Raw genomic sequence first — 17,211 nt, forward strand, 5'->3', positions numbered from 1 at the left:
GGCGGGAAAAGTGTCGGTGATGTCTCCGAACAGGCGTCGACTATGTCTCCGGGCTGAACACTTGACCCGGCAATCCATCGCTCTTCAAAAAAGCCGACCGTCGGGACACGGCAAGGCCCCTCTCCCCCGTCATTGCGAGCGAAGCGAAGCAATCCAGCTTTGTGCACTGGGGTGGATTGCTTCGTCGCTTCGTTCCTCGCAATGACGCGCGAAACTATACGCCCCTCAAAATAATCACCGTCGGCGTGCCCGGCAGCGTGTCGCGCGAGATGCGCAGGCTGCTGTCGCTGCGCTGATCGATGGCGAAGTCCTGCCCGATCCGCCGCATGAAGTCGTCGAGCGGGGTCATGAAGCGGTGCATCGGCAACACCACCGAGGCACGCAGGCGCTTCGTGATGTCGGAAATGCCGCCGAGCGACATCGTGTAGCTGCCGTCGATCGGCACCATCAGAATGTCGATCCGGCCGATCGCCGCGACATGGCTGTCGTCGAGCGTGGTGTGCAGATGGCCCAGATGCGCGATGCAAAGCCCGGCGACCTCGAAGATGAAGATCGAATTGCCGTCCTTGATCATGCCGCCACCGCCGTCGTCGAACATGTAGCGGCGGATGTCGGTGGTGACGTTGCGGATCAGCACGTCGCCGACACGCTCGAAGATCCTGGCCGGCTGGCCGTCCGTGCCCCAGCCGTGCAACACATGGGCGATCTTGGGATCCGGTGCCAGCGTGTAGTGGGTGGAGTGCGCGCGGTTCATGGTGACGACATCCGGCGTGCGGCCGGTGTCGTAGGTGCCGCTGTAATCGGTCGCCACCATCACGCCGCCGGGGCTTTCGATCGTGTAGGTCGCATGGCCCCGATAGGTGATCAGCACCTGCTCGGCGGCCGCCGTGCGCCGCAGGCTGACCGGGATCGCGCGCGGCCCCTGCGCCATCGCCAGACACTCGCTGCCGCGAAACCCGTCCGCGGCCCGCGCCGGCGAAACGACCAGCGTGAGCAGGGCAACGAAGACGGCAAGGCAGCGCAGCATGGCGGTGTCGCTCCGTTCGAGGCGGGCGAAGTGTAACGGTAAAATTCGCGAGCACCAGTGCGGCCGGGGTGCGCAACGCTGGCATGATCCTCGCTCCGGTTGACCGCGGCGGGCCGCGCCGCCACGGTGCCGCGCCCTCCAGCCCCGATCACCACATGCTCACCCTCGCCTCGCTCTGGATCCCGTTCACGCTCGTCGCCGCGCTCGGCCAGGTCGCGCGCAACGCGATGCAGCGCTCGCTGACCGGGCCGCTCGGCGCCTGGGGCGCCACCAATATCCGCTTCCTGTTCGGGTTTCCGTTCTCGATCCTGTTCTTCGTGCTGGTGATCGCCGCCACCGGAGACGCGGTGCCTTGGCCGGGCCTGGCGTTCTGGCCGTGGCTGCTGCTCGGCGCGCTGTCGCAGATTCTCGCCACCGGCTTGATGCTGGCGGCGATGAACGAGCGCTCCTTCGTGGTCACCACCGCGTATCTGAAGACCGAGGCGATCCAGACCGCGATCTTCGGCTTCGTGTTTCTCGGCGATCATCTGGATCTTTGGAAGGTGCTGGCGATCCTGATCGCCACCGTCGGCGTGGTCATCACCGCACTGCGGCCGGGCAGCGGCCGCAACCTCGCCAGCCTGCGGCCGACGCTGCTGGGACTCGCTGCCGCCGCCGCCTTCGCGCTGTCGGCGGTCGGATTTCGCGGCGCCATCATCGTGGTGCCGGGCGTGACGTTCGTAACCGCGGCGAGTTTTACGCTGGTGTTCGGGCTCGGCGTCCAGACGCTGGTGCTGTCGCTCTACCTGCTGGCGCGGGCGCCGAACGTTCTGCGCGACATCCTGCGGCTGTGGAAGCCGTCGATGCTGGCCGGCTTCGTCGGCGCGTTCTCGTCGCAGTTCTGGTTCCTGGCCTTCGCGCTCACCGCCGCCGCCAACGTGCGGACGCTGGCGCTGGTCGAAGTGCTGTTCGCCCAGGCGGTGGCTTACTACTCGTTCAAGCAGCCGCTGTCGGCGCGCGAACTCGGCGGCACCGCCCTGATCGTGCTCGGCGTCGCGCTGCTGGTCGCCGGCTGATCACTTCACCGCGATGATCACCGCGCCGGCCGCGATCAGCGCGATGCCGAGCCAGTGCATCGCGCTCGGCCGCTCGCCCAAAAACGCGACGGCGAACAGCGCGACCAGCACCACGCTCAGCTTGTCGATCGGCGCCACCAGCGTGGCGGGTCCGAGCTTCAGCGCCCGGAAGTAGCACAGCCACGATGCCCCGGTGCACAGCCCGGACAGCACCAGGAACAGCCAGGTCTTCGGGCTGATCGGCCCGGCGGTCGCGAACTGCCCGGTCGCAAACAGAATGACCGCCAGCGACATCAGCACCACGACGGTGCGGATGAAGGTGGCGAGATCGGAATTGATATCGGCAACCCCGACCTTGGCGAAGATCGCGGTGAGCGCAGCGAATACGGCCGAGAGCAGCGCCCAGAATTGCCAGGAAAGCAGGGTGTCGGGGGGCACAGCAGCATCTCCATTGAGCACTCGAGGCGCCCAAATCTCTCTTTTGTCATTCCGGAGCGCGAGCGGCAGCTCGCGAGCCCGGAATCCATACACCGCAGCATCAGCTGTGAGGCACGATGACGGAATTCTTTCGTCAGAATCGATGGCGCAAGGGCTATGGATTCCGGGCTCGCGCTTCGCGCGCCCCGGAATGACGAACGTGAGATTTGATACTTGGCGGCTCGAGCGTCAATTCCGGTCGTCCGGCAACACCGGGAGGGGCGCGACTTCGATGCCTTCGTCGATCAGCGCCTTGGCTTCGGTGGGCGAGGCTTCGCCGTAGATCGGGCGATGCTCGATGTCGCCGTAATGCATCTTGCGGGCTTCCTCGGGGAAGCTGTCGCCGACATTGTCGGCGGTCTTGACGATGTGGTCGCGCAGTTCCTTGAGCTTGGCGCGCAGCTCGCGCTCCTGCGCCAGCAGCAGCGGGGTCGACGCGGCCTCGCCACTCGGGGCGGTCTCCGCCGGTGCGACAGGCGCCGCAGCCTCGACCGGCTCCGGCGCGCGGCCGCGACCTTTCTTGCCGACGATGCGCGGCGCCATGATGGCCTTCTCGACCTTGGTCGAATCGCAGGCCGGGCAATTCACCAGCTTGCGCCGGACCTGCGAGTCATAAGCCGAGGAGCTCTGAAACCAGCTTTCGAACTCATGACCGCTGTCGCAGCGCAGACTGTAGCGGATCATGTCTGGCTCCGGACGAGATGCAGATAGTCCGGGCCGGCTTTCGGATCGGCCATCGTGAAGCGGCGGCCGTGCTGCAACGACGGGATCTTGCCGCGCGCCTTGGTGACCTCCGACGGATCGATCCGCGCCATGATGAAGCCGGGGTCGATGCCGCCCTCGGCCAGCACCTTGCCCCACGGATCGATGATCAGCGAGTGGCCGTAGGTCTCGCGCTTGTTCTCGTGCAGCCCGCCTTGCGCGGCGGCGAACACGAAGCAGCCATTCTCGATGGCGCGGGCGCGCAGCAGCACGTGCCAATGCGCCTCGCCGGTCGGCCTGGTGAACGCCGCCGGCGCCGAGATGAACGAGGCGCCGGCCTCGGCGAGCGCGCGATACAGCGCCGGGAAACGCACGTCGTAGCAGATCGTCAGCCCGATCCGGCCCCATGGCAGGTCGGAGATCACCGCGGTCTCGCCCGGCTGATAGTTCGCCGACTCGCGATAGCTTTCGCCATTGCCGAGATCGATGTCGAACATGTGGATCTTGTCGTAGCTCGCCAGGATCGTCCCGTCGGGCGCGATCAGGAACGAGCGGTTGACGGCGCGGTCCGGCGAGGCGCGCAACGCCAGCGAGCCGATATGCAGATGGATGTTCAGTTCGCGCGCCAATTCGCGATACGCCTTCAGCGAGGCGTCGCTGTCTTCGTCCGCAAGGCTCTCGAACAGCTTCTCGCGATTGAGCTGCATCATGTTGCTCACCTCGGGGGTGAGGACGTAGTCGGCACCCGCGGCGGCCGCTTCGCGGATCAGCTTCGTGCCCTGCTCCAGGCTCGGCCCCGGCAACAACCCGGTGCGCATCTGCACCAGCGCGGCATTGAACGGCGCCGGCCCGGTCATGACGCCGCCGTCTCGCCGGCCAGCATCGCGTCGAGCTTGCCTTCGCGGTCGAGCGCGTAGAGGTCGTCGCAGCCGCCGACATGGGTGCCGCCGATGAAGATCTGCGGATAGGTCGAGCCCGGATGGGTGCGCTCGTCCATCGTCTTGCGATACGCCGGATCGACCGCGACGTCGTACTCCGTGAACGCGGCCTTCTTGCGGTTCAGCAGCGACTTGGCGGCGCTGCAATAGCCGCAGCCGGGACGCGTGAAAATCTCGATCGCAGCGGACATCGCAGCTCCATGAATCGTCATAGGGTCGGGGTCGGGTCGCGGGCGTTTAAAGCAAGGTACGGATTATATGGGAGATTTCAGCATCTCCACAACCCGGGCAAAGACCAAGACGTCGACCGAACGGGCCTTGGCGCGCAGCAGAGCCCGGGCGCAGGCGTCGACAGTGGCGCCCGAGGTCAGCACGTCGTCGACCAGCACCACCCGCCGGCCCTGCACCTCGGCCTTGCGATCCGGCGGAACCTTGAAGGCTCCCTGCACATTGGCGGCGCGCTCGGAGCGCGACAGCCCGATCTGATGCGCGGTCGGCCGCACCCGCCGCAGCGCCTCGATCGCCACCGGCACGCCCGTCTGGCGGCCGATCACCCGCGCCAGCGCGCCGGACTGGTTATAGCGCCGCGAAAAGCTGCGCCGCCAATGCAACGGCACCGGGACCAGGAGATCGGCATCCCGCAGCAGCGGCTGCCCGGCATGCGCCATCCAGCGCCCCATGGTCGGCGCCAGATCGGTGCGGTCGTGGAATTTCAGCGCGTGCACCAGCGTCTTGGCGACCTCGTCGTAGCGTACCGCGGCGCGGGCGCGGCTGTAGGCCGGCGGATCGGCGATCGCCTGCATCGACAGGATGCCGGGGCCGGGATCATAGACAAAGGGAATGCCGAGCTTGTCGCAATAAGGCGGCGCGATGAAGGAGAGTTGCGACCAGCATTGCGGGCAAAGTCCCTCGCCCGCCACCGGCTCGCGGCAGGCGACACAGAGCGTCGGCAGTGCGACGTCGAGCACCAGCCTCGTGGCCCGCGACCAGACATGGCGCACCGTGCCGAGCGCCTGGATCAGACGGGCGCCGGCCACTTTGCCATCCGGTTTCGGGATCGCTTCCGCCTGCATAGGGCGAAGGCTAGCGCTGCGGGAAACGCCGTCAAGGATAAGAACCGGGTAGTGTCCGGGCCCCGAATGGCGCACAAGGAGAGCCCCGCCGCGCCAGCCGGAGAGCGCCATGTCCGACCGAGACTCGAACCCCAACGACAAGACCAGCGACGCCATCACTTACGTCGACATGCCGGCCGCACCGCATGTCTATTTCGACATCGCGCCGGCGCATGGCGTGATGGCCAACAATGTCGAAGTCGAACTGGCCGCACGCACGCTCAATCCGCTGGCCGACGGCAGCGTCGAGGTGAAATTCGTCACCACCGCGCGGCTGCGTTGCAGCCAGGCCGGCGCGCTGCATCTGCGCAACGCGCTCGACGCCGTGCTGAAGATGTTCGAGGCTTCGCAGCAGAGCCCGGCCGCCGCCGCCAAGCTCAACTGAGGACGCCGTTGCCGATGGCGCCGCCGATCCCCACCTGCCGGCCATGACCGACACCGCCCCGATCCTGTTCGACCGCCGCCTGCTAGCGCAGCGTCAGGCGCGCGCCCACACCGCCGGCCCCGAGAGCTTCCTGCTCGATCGCGTGGCCGAGGAGATGGACGACCGGCTGCACGCCGTGCTGCGCGACTTCCAATCCGCCGCCGACGTCTGGACACCCGGCGCTGCGCTGCCGCCGGGGCGCTTCGCGTCGATCCAGCATGTCGACCTCGATGCGGCGGGCAACGAGGCGCTCGGGCTCGCGCCCGGCTCGCTAGATCTCGTGGTGTCGGCGCTGGCGCTGCAATTCGCCAACGATCTGCCCGGCGTGCTCGCCCAGATCCGCCGCGCCCTGAAGCCCGACGGACTGCTGCTGGCGGCGCTCACCGGCGGCGATACGCTGATGGAGTTGCGCGAGGCCTTCGCGACCGCCGAGGCCGAGGTCGAAGGCGGCGTCTCGCCGCGCGTCGCGCCGACCGCGGACCTGCGCGACCTCGGCGCGCTGCTGCAGCGCGCCGGCTTCGCGCTGCCAGTCACCGACGTCGACCGCGTCGTGGTGCGCTACGATCATGCGTTCGCGCTGATGCAGGACCTACGCCGGATGGGCGCCACCAACGTGCTGATCGAACGCCGCAAGACGCCGCTGCGCCGCGCCACGCTGACCCGCATGGCGCAGATCTACGCCGAGCGCTTCGCCGACCCCGACGGCCGCATCCGCGCAACCTTCGAGATCATCTGGCTGTCCGGCTGGTCGCCGCACGAGAGCCAACAGCAGCCGCTGAAGCCGGGGTCCGCCAAGGCGAGCTTGGAAGAGGCGGTGAAGGGACTGCTGCCGAAGTAATTAGCGTGCCCAGACAAGGAGTGGCATTCTTCATGCCACTTCGCAGATCCGGACCCCGGTTCACGGCCGCGAACCGGGGCCGAGGTGCTACATCAGTAGGGTGTGTAGCCCGCATGAGCGAAGCGATATGCGGGGTGTTGCAGTCCCGCATGTCGCTTCGCTCATGCGGGCTACGGTTCGTCCTACATCAACAGCTCGATCAGCGGCGGGATCAGCGGCAGATCCGCGGGCGGCATCGGGTAGTCACGAAGCTTGGTGGCGCGGACCCAGGCGAGTTCCTGGCCTTCGCGCGGCATCACCTGGCCTTCCCAGCGCCGGCATACATACAGCGGCATCAGCAGATGGAAGTCCTCATAGGCGTGGCTGGCGAAGGTCAGCGGCGCCAGGCAGGCCTCCTTGACGGTGATGCCGAGTTCTTCGTCGAGTTCGCGGATCAGCGCCGCCTCCGGCCGCTCCCCGGGATCGAGCTTGCCGCCGGGAAATTCCCACAGCCCGCCGAGCTGCTTGTGCTTCGGCCGCTGCGCGATCAGCACGCGATTATCAGCATCGATCAGCGCGACGGCGACGACGAGGAGGAGGTTCACAGATTTCGTCATTCCGGGACGCGCCTCTTGGCGCGGGCCCGGAATCCATACCCCCCGGCTGTGGTTATGGATTCCGGGTTCGCGCTACGCGCGCCCCGGAATGACGGTGAGAGTTTGTGCGAAAAACTCACGACCGATAATCGCCGTTGATTGCCACGTATTCCTTGGTCAGATCGCACGTCAGGACGCGGTCGCGGCCTTTGCCGAGACCGAGGGCGACCTTGATCTGGATCTCCGGCTTCTTCATCGCGGCCGAGACTTCCTTCTCGTCGTAGGACGGATCGCGCGCGCCGGCTTTCGCCACGCGGATGCCGTTGAACGAGATCGACAGCTTGTCGCGATCGGCCGGCTCGCCGGCCTTGCCGACCGCCATCACCACGCGGCCCCAATTGGCGTCCTCGCCGGCGATCGCGGTCTTCACCAGCGGCGAGTTGGCGATCGACATCGCGATCTTGCGCGCCGAGGCGGGCGTGGTGGCGCCCTCGACCACGATCTCGACCAGCTTGCGGGCACCCTCGCCGTCGCGCGCGACCTGCTCGGCGAGGTCGGCCAGCACAGCGTTGAACGCCTTGACGAAGGCCTTGAGCCGCGGATCGGAGGCGCGCGAAATCTTCGGCGCGCCGGCCTTGGCGGCGGCACCGGTGGCGAACGCCAGCAGCGTGTCGGAGGTCGAGGTGTCGCCGTCGATCGTCACCGCGTTGAAGGTGTCGGCGACGCCGGCTTTCAGCAGCGCCTGCAGGCAGGACGCCGACAGCGGCGCGTCGGTGAAGATGAAGGACAGCATCGTCGCCATGTCGGGCGCGATCATGCCGGCGCCCTTGGCCATGCCGTTGATGGTGACCTTGGTGGTGCCGATCTTCACCGTTTTGGTCGCGACCTTGGGGAAGGTGTCGGTGGTCATGATCGCCTTGGCGGCGTCCATCCAGTGTCCGGGCTCGGCGCTCTCGGCCAGCTTGCCGAGCACGCCGTCGAACTTGGTGGCGTCGAGCGGTTCGCCGATCACGCCGGTCGAGGCGAGGAAGACTTCGTCGGTCTTGCAGCCGATCGCCTTGGCGGCGATCGAGGCGGTCAGCGCGGTCGATTGCCGGCCGTTCTTGCCGGTGAAGGCATTGGCGTTGCCGGAATTGACCACCAGCACGCGCGCGGTGCCGCCCTTCAGCTTGTCGCGGCACCACTCGACCGGCGCCGACGGGCACTTCGACTTGGTGAACACGCCCGCCACCGTCGTGCCCGGGTCGAGCGAGACCAGCAGCACATCGGTGCGGCCCTTGTAGCGGATGCCCGCGGCGGCGGTGCCGAGGCGAACGCCGGCGAGCTCCGGCAGCGTGGGAACGTTGGTGGGCGCGAGCGGCGAAACGGAGCTGGACATCGGAGCGCTTTCGGCAGGTTCAGTGGAGCCCCGCGGCGCGGAGCCCCACCCCTGTCTCACAAGCGCATGGCATTGAGAAGAAAAATTCGGATCGAGGTCTCTGCATCACCCGAGTCGTCCCCGCGCAGGCGGGGACCCATAACCCCTGGCTTCTCGAATGAAGGTCTCTACCGCACTGCTCTCATCGGGAGGCTGCGGCGTATGGGTCCCCGCCTGCGCGGGGACGACTCGGGGATGGTTGCGTGCCTGAAGGCGAGTTTCTCACACCCGCTCGAGTGCGACCGAGACCTTCGGGCCGTTCTTGATGGTCTGGTACACCACGCAATAGCGCTCGGTCAGCTTCAGCAGCAAATCGAGCTTGTCCTGCGGCGCGTCGGTGCCGACTTCAAAGCGCAGCCGGATTTCGCGGAAGCCGACCGGCGTTTCTTTGTCGATGCCGAGCGTGCCGCGGAAGTCGAGATCGCCCTCGGCGACCACGTCGCCGCGGGTCAGCGGCACCTCGATCGCGGTCGCGACCGATTTCAGCGTCACGCCCGCGCAGGCGACCAGCGCCTCGAGCAGCATGTCGCCCGAACACAATTCGAGACCCGACCCGCCCGTCGCCGGATGCAGACCGGCGCTCGCCAGCGCCCGGCCGGTCTCGACCTTGCAAGAGATACCGTCCTGGTCGACCGAGCCCTTGGCCTTCAGCGTGATCAGAGCGGCGGCCGGATCGGTCTTGTAGCGCTCTTTGTACGGCGCCTGGGTCGCGCGCAGCGTGGCGGCATCCATGGTGTTTTCTCCCTGATTTTGTCTGGCTGGTATTTAGGGACAGAGTGGTGGCGCTGTCACCACCACATCGCGTCCCCGACATGCACTTTCGCCTCCGGGCTCGGCGGCCCGCGATCCAGCGAACGATCGAGCGCGGTGTAGATGCGGTGCCGCAAGGTCTCGAACTGTACCGCATTGCGGTCGCGCGGCCGCGGCAGATCGACGGCGATTTCCTCGAACAGCCGCCCCGGCCGGGGCTGCATCACCAGCACCCGGTCGGCCAGCACTACCGCCTCCTCGACGTCGTGCGTCACCAGGATCAGTGTCGGCCGCGTATCGGCCCACAGGTCGAGCAGATGGTCCTGCAGGTCGCGGCGGGTGAAGGCATCGAGCGCCGAGAACGGCTCGTCGAGCAGCAGCACCTCGGGCTGCGGCACCAGCGCCCGCGCGATCGCAACCCGCTGCGCCTGCCCGCCGGACAGTTCGCGCGGCCAGGCCTTTGCCTTGTCGGAGAGCCCGACCCGCGCCAGCGCCGCTGCGACACGCACGGCCCGCTGCCGGCGCGGCACGCCGTCGAGCCCGAAGCCGATATTGTCGGCGACGCTGAGCCAGGGCAGTAGTCGCGGCTCCTGGAAGATGATGCCGATCTTGGGATGCGGCGCGGTAATCGCCTCGCCGTCGAGCGTGATGTTGCCGGCGCTGGCGCGGTCGAGCCCGGCGATCGCGCGCAGCAGCGTGGATTTGCCGCAGCCCGAGCCGCCGATGATCGCGATGATCTCGCCGAGCTGGATCTGCGCCGAGAACCGCTGCAGCGCGTGGACGCCGTTGGGATAGGTCTTGTCGACGCCGTCGAGGATCAGCATCAGGCGTCTCCCTCGCGCGGCCCGAACGAATCCTGCCAGCGCAGCAGCGGCGCGGTGGCGATCTCGATCAGCCAGTCGGTAGTCTTGCCGAGCAGCGCGAAGATCACGATCGCGGCGACGATCTGGGCCGGCTTGCCGAGCTGCTGGCCGTCGATCAGCAGGAAGCCGAGCCCCTCGGACGCGCCCATGAATTCGGCCGCGACGACGAACATCCAGCCGAGCCCGAGCCCGACCCGCAGCGCCACCACGTAGGCGGGCAGCACCGCCGGCAGCAGGATGCGCCGGATCATCGCCGGCCCGGACAGCCGGAACGTCCGTCCGACCTCGACGATCTTGCGGTCCACGGAGCGTATCGCGCCCATCACGCCGAGATACACCGGAAAGAACACGCCGACTGCGATCAGCGCGACTTTCGAAGTCTCGAAAATGCCGAGCCACAGGATGAACAGCGGCACCCAGGCGATCGACGGAATCGCGCGCAGCGCCTGCACGGTGGGATCGAGCAGCTGCCGCGCCAGCCCCCAATAGCCGGAGACCGCGCCGAGCAGCGTGCCGGCCAGCACACCGAGCCCGAAGCCGGCGGCGACCCGGCTGACGGTGGCGACGATGTGCCGGGTGAGTTCGCCGCTTTTCGCCAGCTCGCCAATGGTCGCGATGACTTTGGACGGCGGCGGCACCAGCCGGCCGTTCGACCAGCCAAGATATACCGCCAGCTCCCAGCCGAGCGCGACCGTCAGCGGCAGCAGCAACCCGAGCACCGGCCCACGCCAACGCGCGGTGCGGCGCGGCGGCGCCACGGCGGCCGGTCCGATCGCTTCAGGGCGCTGCAGCACCGGGGTTTCGAGCGTCATGGCCATAGTGAGAAGCGTTTCTCGGAAGCAATTGCAAGTCGTGACCACCCTCCCCGAGCGCCCTCACCCTCCCCCTCCAGGGGAGTGGCGGCGGGCAGCCCGCGGAGCGGGATGCGCGGCGGGGTGGAGTGGCGAAGATTTCGTCCGCAATGCCTCGGGCTCACCCCACCCCGCTCGCTGGCGCGAGCGACCCTCCCCCTCCAGGGAGGGTGAAAGCGCGTCGTCCGTAGGCGATCTCAATTCGTCGGCAGCGGCACCTGATCGTCGATCAGTTGATCCAGCGTCGCCTTGACGTCGACCGAGGCGGCGATGACGCCGGCCTGTTGCAGAGCGAGGCCCGCGGCGAGGATCGAGTCGCGCTGCGGTGCGCCGATGCGGCTGTGGGTCAGCTCGGTACGTTCCTTGAGCTGCTTGTCCACCACCGCGTCCGGCAGCTTGGTGACACCGATGAAGGCCTTCTTGACCTCGTCGTAGTTGGCGACCGAGTACTTGCGCGCATCCTCGTAGATCGCCAGCACGCGGCGGACGAGATCCGGGTGATCCTTCAGGAACTGCTCGCGGACATTCAGAATGCCCCAGGTGTTGGCCTCGGGCTTGCGATAGAACAGCCGCGCGCCTTCTTCGACTTCGGCCTGCGCCATCATCGGATCGAGCCCAGCCCAGGCGTCGACGTCGCCGCGGATCAGCGCGGTCTTGCCGTCGGCGTGCTGCAGCAGCACCGGCGTGATATCGTCCTGCTTCAGGCCGGCATCGAGCAGCGCCCGGACCAGGAAGATGTGCGGATCGGTGCCGCGCGTCACCGCGACGCGCTTGCCCTTGAGGTCGGCGACCGAATTGATCTTGGAATCCTTGCCGGTCACCAGCGCGGTCCATTCCGGCCGCGAATAGACGTAGATCGACTTGATCGGATTGCCGTTGATCTTCGCCACCAGTGCGGCGGAGCCGGCCGTCGAGCCGAAATCGATCGAGCCGGCATTGAGGAATTCGAGCGCCTTGTTCGAGCCCGCGGACTGCACCCAGACGATGTTGATACCGTCCTTGGCGAACTCCTTCTCGAGCAGCCCCTGCTGCTTGAGCACGATCGAGACCGGATTGTAGGTCGCCCAGTCGATCCGGATTTCCTTCGGCTTGTCGGCCGCGAGAACCGCGCCCGGCAGCAGCGCCGCGGCTGCAATCAGCGCCGACATGGCACGCCGTGTGATCTTCGACATCGAGCCCCTTCTCCCTGGTAAACTTCGCGTGCATCCGGCCGTATCTGGCGCCGCGTTGTTGATCTTCTGAATTTGTATATCTTTTCAGTTAGTTAGATCGTATCGTCAACCAGAATGAAGTTCTCGATTCGGCGCTGCGGCAGGAACGGCTTTACCCAAAAACGGTAAAATACAGCATGGTCCTGCTGTCGCCCCAACTTGCTCCGTGACAGCGTCAGCGCCGTCCGATATCCGGAGTCCTCATGGACAAAGTCGCGACACCTCCTAAGCCGGCCACTGACGAGCGGTTCGATACCCAGCGCGTCTCCGCCGCGATCGCAGCGCTCGCCGAGCAGCACGCCGGTAACGACCAGGCTTTCCGCAACGCCCTCGCGCAACTGATGAAGGCCGAGCTGGCGCAGGCCCGGGTCGAGGCCGAGGCGCAGTTGCTGCGCGACCGCCATGGCCGGCGCTGCGCCGAGCGGCTGTGCTACGTCCAGGACGAGATCATCCGCCTGCTGTTCATGGCGGCCACAAAGTATCTGTATAATTCCCCGACGCCGTCGAGCTCGGAGCGGATGTCGGTGGTGGCGACCGGCGGCTATGGCCGTGGCCTGATGGCGCCGGAGTCCGACATCGATCTGTTGTTCATCCTGCCCTACAAGCAGACCGCCTGGGGCGAGCAGGTCGCCGAGGTGGTGCTGTATTCGCTGTGGGACATCGGCCTGAAGGTCGGCCACGCAACGCGCTCGGTCGACGAGTGCATCCGCCAGGCCCGGGCCGACATGACGATCCGCACCGCGATCCTGGAGACGCGGTTTCTGGCCGGCGACCAGGCGCTGTACAACGAGCTGGTCGAACGCTTCGACAAGGAAGTGGTCGACGGCACCGCCGCTGAGTTCGTCACCGCCAAGCTCGCCGAGCGCGAGGAGCGTCATCGCCGCTCGGGCCAGTCACGCTATCTGGTCGAACCCAACGTCAAGGACGGCAAGGGCGGCCTGCGCGACCTGCACACGCTGTTCTGGATCGCCAAGTACGTCTATCGCGTGCGGGAGACCAGCGAACTCTTGGCGCGCGGCGTATTCGACCCGGTCGAATTCCGCACCTTCCGCCGCTGCGAGGATTTCCTCTGGTCGGTGCGCTGCAATCTGCACTTCCTGACCCGGCGCGCCGAAGAACGGCTGTCGTTCGATCTGCAGCGCGAGATGGGCGTGCGGCTCGGCTACACGTCGCATCCCGGCATGCAGGACGTCGAGCGCTTCATGAAGCACTACTTCCTGATCGCCAAGGAGGTCGGCAACCTCACGGCGATCCTGTGCGCCAAGCTCGAAGACCAGCAGGCCAAGCCGGCGCCGGCGCTGACCCGGATGATGGCGCGGCTGCGGCCCGGCACCACCCGCCGCCGCGTGCCGGAGTCAGACGACTTCGTCATCGACAACAACCGCATCAATTGCGCCACGCCGGACGTGTTCAAACACGACCCGGTCAATCTGATCCGGATCTTCCGTCTGGCGCAGAAGAACAGCCTCGCCTTTCACCCGGACGCGATGCGCACGGTGACGCGGTCGCTGGCGCTGATCAACGCCCAGCTGCGCGACAATCCAGAAGCCAATGCCCTGTTCGTCGAGATCCTGACCTCGGACAATTCCGAGCAGGTGCTGCGGCGGATGAACGAGACCGGCGTGCTCGGCCGTTTCATCCGCGCCTTCGGACGCATCGTCTCGATGATGCAGTTCAACATGTATCACAGCTACACGGTGGACGAGCATCTGCTGCGCTGTGTCGGCAACCTTCAGGAGATCGAGCGCGGCGGCAACGACGAGTTCGCGCTGTCGTCCGAACTGATCCGCAAGATCCGTCCGGACCACCGCGCGGCGCTGTACGTCGCGGTGCTGCTGCACGACATCGCCAAGGGCCAGCCGGAAGACCACTCGGTTGCCGGCGCCAAGGTGGCGCGGCGGCTGTGTCCGCGGCTCGGCTTCAACGCCGCCGACACCGAACTGATCGCCTGGCTGATCGACAAGCATCTGGTGATGTCCACGGTGGCGCAATCGCGCGACCTGTCCGATCGCAAGACCATCGAGAACTTCGCCGCCGTGGTAGAATCGGTCGAGCAGATGAAGCTGCTGACGATCCTCACCACCGCCGACATCCGCGGCGTCGGCCCCGGCGTCTGGAACGGCTGGAAGGCGCAGCTGATCCGCACGCTGTACTACGAAACCGAGCCGGTGCTGACCGGCGGCTTCTCCGAGGTCAATCGAGCCGAGCGCATCCGCGCCGCGCAGGCCGAGTTCCGCGCCGCCTTCACCGAATGGCCGGAGGACGACCTCAACAGCTACGTGGCCCGGCACTATCCAGCCTACTGGCTGAAGGTCGAGCTGGCGCGCAAGCTCCGTCACGCCCGCTTCCTGCGCGCGTCGGAGCAGGCCGGTCACAAGCTTGCGATCAATGTCGGCTTCGACGAGGCCCGCGGCGTCACCGAGTTGACGATCTTCGCGGTCGACCATCCCTGGCTGCTGTCGATCATCGCCGGCGCCTGCGCGTCGGCCGGCGCCAACATCGTCGATGCGCAGATCTACACGACGACCGACGGCCGCGCGCTCGACACCATTTCCATCAGCCGCGAATACGACCGTGACGAGGACGAGGGCCGCCGCGCCACGCGGATCGGCGAGATGATCGAGGAAGTGCTGGAAGGCAAGCTGCGGCTGCCCGAAGCGGTCGCCCGCCGCGCCGGCGGCAAGACGAAACTGCGCGCCTTCGTAGTCGAGCCCGAAGTGTCGATCAACAACAACTGGTCGGACCGCTACACGGTGATCGAAGTGTCGGGCCTCGACCGGCCCGGCCTGCTCTATCAGCTCACCACGGCGATCTCGAAGCTCAACCTCAACATCGCCTCGGCCCATGTCGCCACCTTCGGCGAGCGCGCCCGCGACGTGTTTTACGTCACAGACCTGCTCGGCGCGCAGATCACCGCGCCGACCCGTCAGGCCGCGATCAAGCGTGCGCTGGTCCACCTGCTCGCCAACAGCGACGCGGAGCAGAAGCCGGCGGCGTAACGCGACGCCGCGTCCGCGTCATGGGCGAACTGGGACGGGTCGTCGGCATCGACAGCGGCAGCCCTGATCTGCCGCTTGTCGGCCGGCAGCAGGCCTCTGGCGCTGTTCGACATGGGCCAATCGTGACGTCCGCCGCCGCCCATTGCACGGCCTGCCGATGAGCGAGGGCTACGATCCCACTTTCGCGTTCGTTTGACGGGCCTGACTGGCGGAGCAATCGTAGGGGGGATCGAGCTACGCAGCGGCTTCCCAACACCTGCGTCAGTCTCAATCCGTCGCCGATGTTGAGCGACTTCTTGCCGTCCAGGCGCGTCGCGGTTTCGCGCGGCTTCTGCACGGCCGGCGCGTCGCCTCAGGTCTGCAGCTCGACGAGGCTCGCGGCGAAGTCGGCCTCGACGCCGGACGAATGATAGGACAGGCGCGCGTCGCCGGTGCCCGTCAGGCCCATCTTCAGCAGCCGCGATCCGAATCCCTGCCGTGTCGGGGTGGGGACGGCCGGGCCGCCGGATTCGCGCCAGCGCAACCGGAATAGAGCCTCGGCGCCGATCCCCTCGACCGCCCAGACGATCTCGACCCGGCCGCCATCGTTCGACAACGCGCCGTACTTCACCGCGTTGGTGGTCAGCTCGTGCAGCAGCAGCGCCAATGACAGGGCCGCGCGCGATCCCAGCGTGACCTTCTCGCCCGACACGTCGAACCGGCCGACATCGTCGAAGATGCAGATCGCGGTTTCCACGATGCTACGCACCTGCGCCGACTGCCAGTCCTGACGCAGCAGCACGTCGTGCGCCATGCTTAAGGCGAGCAGCCGGTCCGAGAAAGCCTGGACGGGCGTCTTGTCCGGCACGTTCTTCAGCGTCTGCGATGCCACCGCCTGCACCAGCGCCATGGTGTTCTTCATGCGGTGGCTGAGTTCGTGATTGAGCAGGCGCTGCTGCGCCTCGGCACGCAGCCGCGCGACGCCCATCTCGATGCGGTCGGCGATGTTGCGCAGATAGGTCAGCGTCTCGGGCGGCCAGTCGCGCGGCTCGGCGGCGTGGACGATCAGCATCGCCACGGTGCGGCCGTGATCGATCACCGGCACATTGACCAATGAACGGATATCGAGCCTCAGCAGCGGCTCGATGTAGCCCGCGGTCGCCGGATCGGTCATCACGTCGGGGATCACCAGCATCTCGCCGCGCATCACGCCGTCCAGCAGCTTGTCGCCATATTCGGCGATGCGGTGACGCCCAGCCGCCGACTGCACGCCCTCGGCCGTCCAGTCCGGCTCGATGTCGACGAATTCGGCGGTTTCGTCGAACCGCCCGAACGCCGCACGACCGACCCGAAGGGTCTGGCCGATCACCGCGGTTGCCGCGCGGGTGATGTCGGCAATGCTCGTCGCGTCGCGCAGCCGGTCGCCGATCTCGAGCAGACCGTTGCGGCGGATCTCGGCTCCCTTCTGTTCGATCAGCAGGCCGTCGCGCTGCGCAACGGCCCGGCGCAATTCGAGCTGCGCCACGACCTGCCGGCCGAGAATGCGCAGCGCACTCGCCTGCGCCGGCGAAAGCCCCTCGGGCCGCGGCCTGATGTCGATCGCACACAGGCTGCCCAGCACGTGTCCGTCCGCGGTCCGCAGCGGCACGCCAGCGTAGAACCGGATATGCGGCTCGCCGGTGACGAGCGGATTGCGCTTGCTGCGTTCATCGGCCGTAAGGTCGGGCACCACCAGCAGGTCCGGCTCGATCAGCGCATGCGCGCACACCGAACTGTTCAGGTCGGTCTGGCATTCGGCGAACCCGATCCGCGCCTTGAACCACTGCCGATCGTGCGACACCAGGCTCACCAGCGCGACCGGCGTCTCGCAGATGAGGGTGGTCAACTCGACGATATCGTCGAACCCCTGTTCGGGGGGCGTGTCGAGAATGGCGAAACTCTCGAGCGCCGCCAGCCTGTCGCGATCGTGCGTATAGTCAGGAGGATTCAACGG

The 17,211-nt window shown here is 67.1% G+C and carries 17 protein-coding genes; 4 read left to right on the forward strand and 13 right to left on the reverse strand.

Features of this window, described 5'->3' with window-relative positions; genetic code table 11:
* Nucleotides 1-214: 214 nt before the first annotated feature.
* Nucleotides 215-1,027 (reverse strand): MBL fold metallo-hydrolase, encoded by an 813-nt coding sequence (locus tag ACFFJ6_RS06830; protein WP_378385793.1) that lies wholly within the window; start codon nucleotides 1,025-1,027, stop codon nucleotides 215-217.
* 155 nt (nucleotides 1,028-1,182) lie between these two features.
* On the opposite strand from ACFFJ6_RS06830, the gene ACFFJ6_RS06835 reads away from it, so the two are divergent.
* Entirely contained in the window at nucleotides 1,183-2,082 is a 900-nt protein-coding gene (locus ACFFJ6_RS06835; RefSeq protein ID WP_378385795.1) for an EamA family transporter, read from the forward strand.
* On the opposite strand, the gene ACFFJ6_RS06840 is transcribed toward ACFFJ6_RS06835, so the two are convergent.
* The 5 genes from ACFFJ6_RS06840 to ACFFJ6_RS06860 all read right to left on the reverse strand — a co-directional run bounded on the left by ACFFJ6_RS06840 (nucleotide 2,083) and on the right by ACFFJ6_RS06860 (nucleotide 5,272).
* Complete coding sequence (locus ACFFJ6_RS06840) at nucleotides 2,083-2,520, reverse strand: EamA family transporter (RefSeq protein ID WP_378385797.1); 438 nt, start codon at nucleotides 2,518-2,520, stop codon at nucleotides 2,083-2,085.
* A 228-nt stretch (nucleotides 2,521-2,748) separates the two neighbouring features.
* A complete protein-coding gene (locus ACFFJ6_RS06845) occupies nucleotides 2,749-3,243 on the reverse strand; it encodes a DUF1178 family protein (RefSeq protein WP_378385800.1) in 495 nt (164 codons plus the stop codon).
* Nucleotides 3,240-4,118, reverse strand: coding sequence for a carbon-nitrogen hydrolase family protein (locus tag ACFFJ6_RS06850; RefSeq protein ID WP_378385802.1), 879 nt, complete (start codon nucleotides 4,116-4,118; stop codon nucleotides 3,240-3,242). Before ACFFJ6_RS06850 ends, ACFFJ6_RS06845 begins: the two co-directional genes overlap by 4 nt.
* Nucleotides 4,115-4,390, reverse strand: a complete 276-nt coding sequence (gene grxC, locus ACFFJ6_RS06855) for a glutaredoxin 3 (protein ID WP_378385805.1) — start codon at nucleotides 4,388-4,390, stop codon at nucleotides 4,115-4,117. Before grxC ends, ACFFJ6_RS06850 begins: the two co-directional genes overlap by 4 nt.
* 63 nt (nucleotides 4,391-4,453) lie before the next feature.
* Nucleotides 4,454-5,272: a ComF family protein gene (locus ACFFJ6_RS06860; protein WP_378385807.1), complete on the reverse strand. Its 819-nt coding sequence runs from the start codon at nucleotides 5,270-5,272 to the stop codon at nucleotides 4,454-4,456.
* Nucleotides 5,273-5,381: 109 nt separating this feature from the next.
* On the opposite strand from ACFFJ6_RS06860, the gene ACFFJ6_RS06865 reads away from it, so the two are divergent.
* Together ACFFJ6_RS06865 and ACFFJ6_RS06870 are read left to right on the forward strand one after the other, a co-directional pair.
* A complete protein-coding gene (locus ACFFJ6_RS06865) occupies nucleotides 5,382-5,696 on the forward strand; it encodes a hypothetical protein (RefSeq protein WP_378385810.1) in 315 nt (104 codons plus the stop codon).
* 43 nt (nucleotides 5,697-5,739) lie between these two features.
* Nucleotides 5,740-6,573 (forward strand): methyltransferase domain-containing protein, encoded by an 834-nt coding sequence (locus tag ACFFJ6_RS06870; protein WP_378385812.1) that lies wholly within the window; start codon nucleotides 5,740-5,742, stop codon nucleotides 6,571-6,573.
* Between the two features lie 182 nt (nucleotides 6,574-6,755).
* On the opposite strand, the gene mutT is transcribed toward ACFFJ6_RS06870, so the two are convergent.
* From mutT to ACFFJ6_RS06900, 6 genes are all read right to left on the reverse strand, one after another.
* Nucleotides 6,756-7,169 carry an 8-oxo-dGTP diphosphatase MutT gene (gene mutT / locus ACFFJ6_RS06875; protein ID WP_378385815.1) on the reverse strand — a complete coding sequence of 138 codons (414 nt, stop codon included), beginning with the start codon at nucleotides 7,167-7,169 and terminating at the stop codon, nucleotides 6,756-6,758.
* A 115-nt stretch (nucleotides 7,170-7,284) separates the two neighbouring features.
* Entirely contained in the window at nucleotides 7,285-8,526 is a 1,242-nt protein-coding gene (argJ, locus tag ACFFJ6_RS06880; protein WP_378385817.1) for a bifunctional glutamate N-acetyltransferase/amino-acid acetyltransferase ArgJ, read from the reverse strand.
* Between the two features lie 261 nt (nucleotides 8,527-8,787).
* Nucleotides 8,788-9,297: an OsmC family protein gene (locus ACFFJ6_RS06885; protein ID WP_238733132.1), complete on the reverse strand. Its 510-nt coding sequence runs from the start codon at nucleotides 9,295-9,297 to the stop codon at nucleotides 8,788-8,790.
* A 56-nt stretch (nucleotides 9,298-9,353) separates the two neighbouring features.
* On the reverse strand, nucleotides 9,354-10,139 hold the full coding sequence (locus ACFFJ6_RS06890) for an ABC transporter ATP-binding protein (RefSeq protein ID WP_378385821.1): 786 nt from the start codon (nucleotides 10,137-10,139) through the stop codon (nucleotides 9,354-9,356).
* Nucleotides 10,139-10,996 (reverse strand): ABC transporter permease, encoded by an 858-nt coding sequence (locus ACFFJ6_RS06895; RefSeq protein ID WP_378385823.1) that lies wholly within the window; start codon nucleotides 10,994-10,996, stop codon nucleotides 10,139-10,141. The genes ACFFJ6_RS06890 and ACFFJ6_RS06895 overlap by 1 nt, the downstream gene beginning before the upstream one ends.
* A gap of 230 nt (nucleotides 10,997-11,226) precedes the next feature.
* Entirely contained in the window at nucleotides 11,227-12,201 is a 975-nt protein-coding gene (locus ACFFJ6_RS06900; protein WP_378385825.1) for an aliphatic sulfonate ABC transporter substrate-binding protein, read from the reverse strand.
* 242 nt (nucleotides 12,202-12,443) lie between these two features.
* On the opposite strand from ACFFJ6_RS06900, the gene ACFFJ6_RS06905 reads away from it, so the two are divergent.
* Nucleotides 12,444-15,239 carry a [protein-PII] uridylyltransferase gene (locus tag ACFFJ6_RS06905; protein WP_378385828.1) on the forward strand — a complete coding sequence of 932 codons (2,796 nt, stop codon included), beginning with the start codon at nucleotides 12,444-12,446 and terminating at the stop codon, nucleotides 15,237-15,239.
* 352 nt (nucleotides 15,240-15,591) lie between these two features.
* Here the strand turns inward: ACFFJ6_RS06905 and ACFFJ6_RS06910 are convergent, their stop codons facing one another.
* A complete protein-coding gene (locus ACFFJ6_RS06910; RefSeq protein ID WP_378385830.1) occupies nucleotides 15,592-17,208 on the reverse strand; it encodes a GAF domain-containing protein in 1,617 nt (538 codons plus the stop codon).
* Nucleotides 17,209-17,211 lie beyond the last annotated feature (3 nt).

The organism is Rhodopseudomonas telluris, from assembly GCF_042432815.1.
GTDB classification, from domain to species: Bacteria; Pseudomonadota; Alphaproteobacteria; order Rhizobiales; family Xanthobacteraceae; genus Rhodopseudomonas; species Rhodopseudomonas telluris.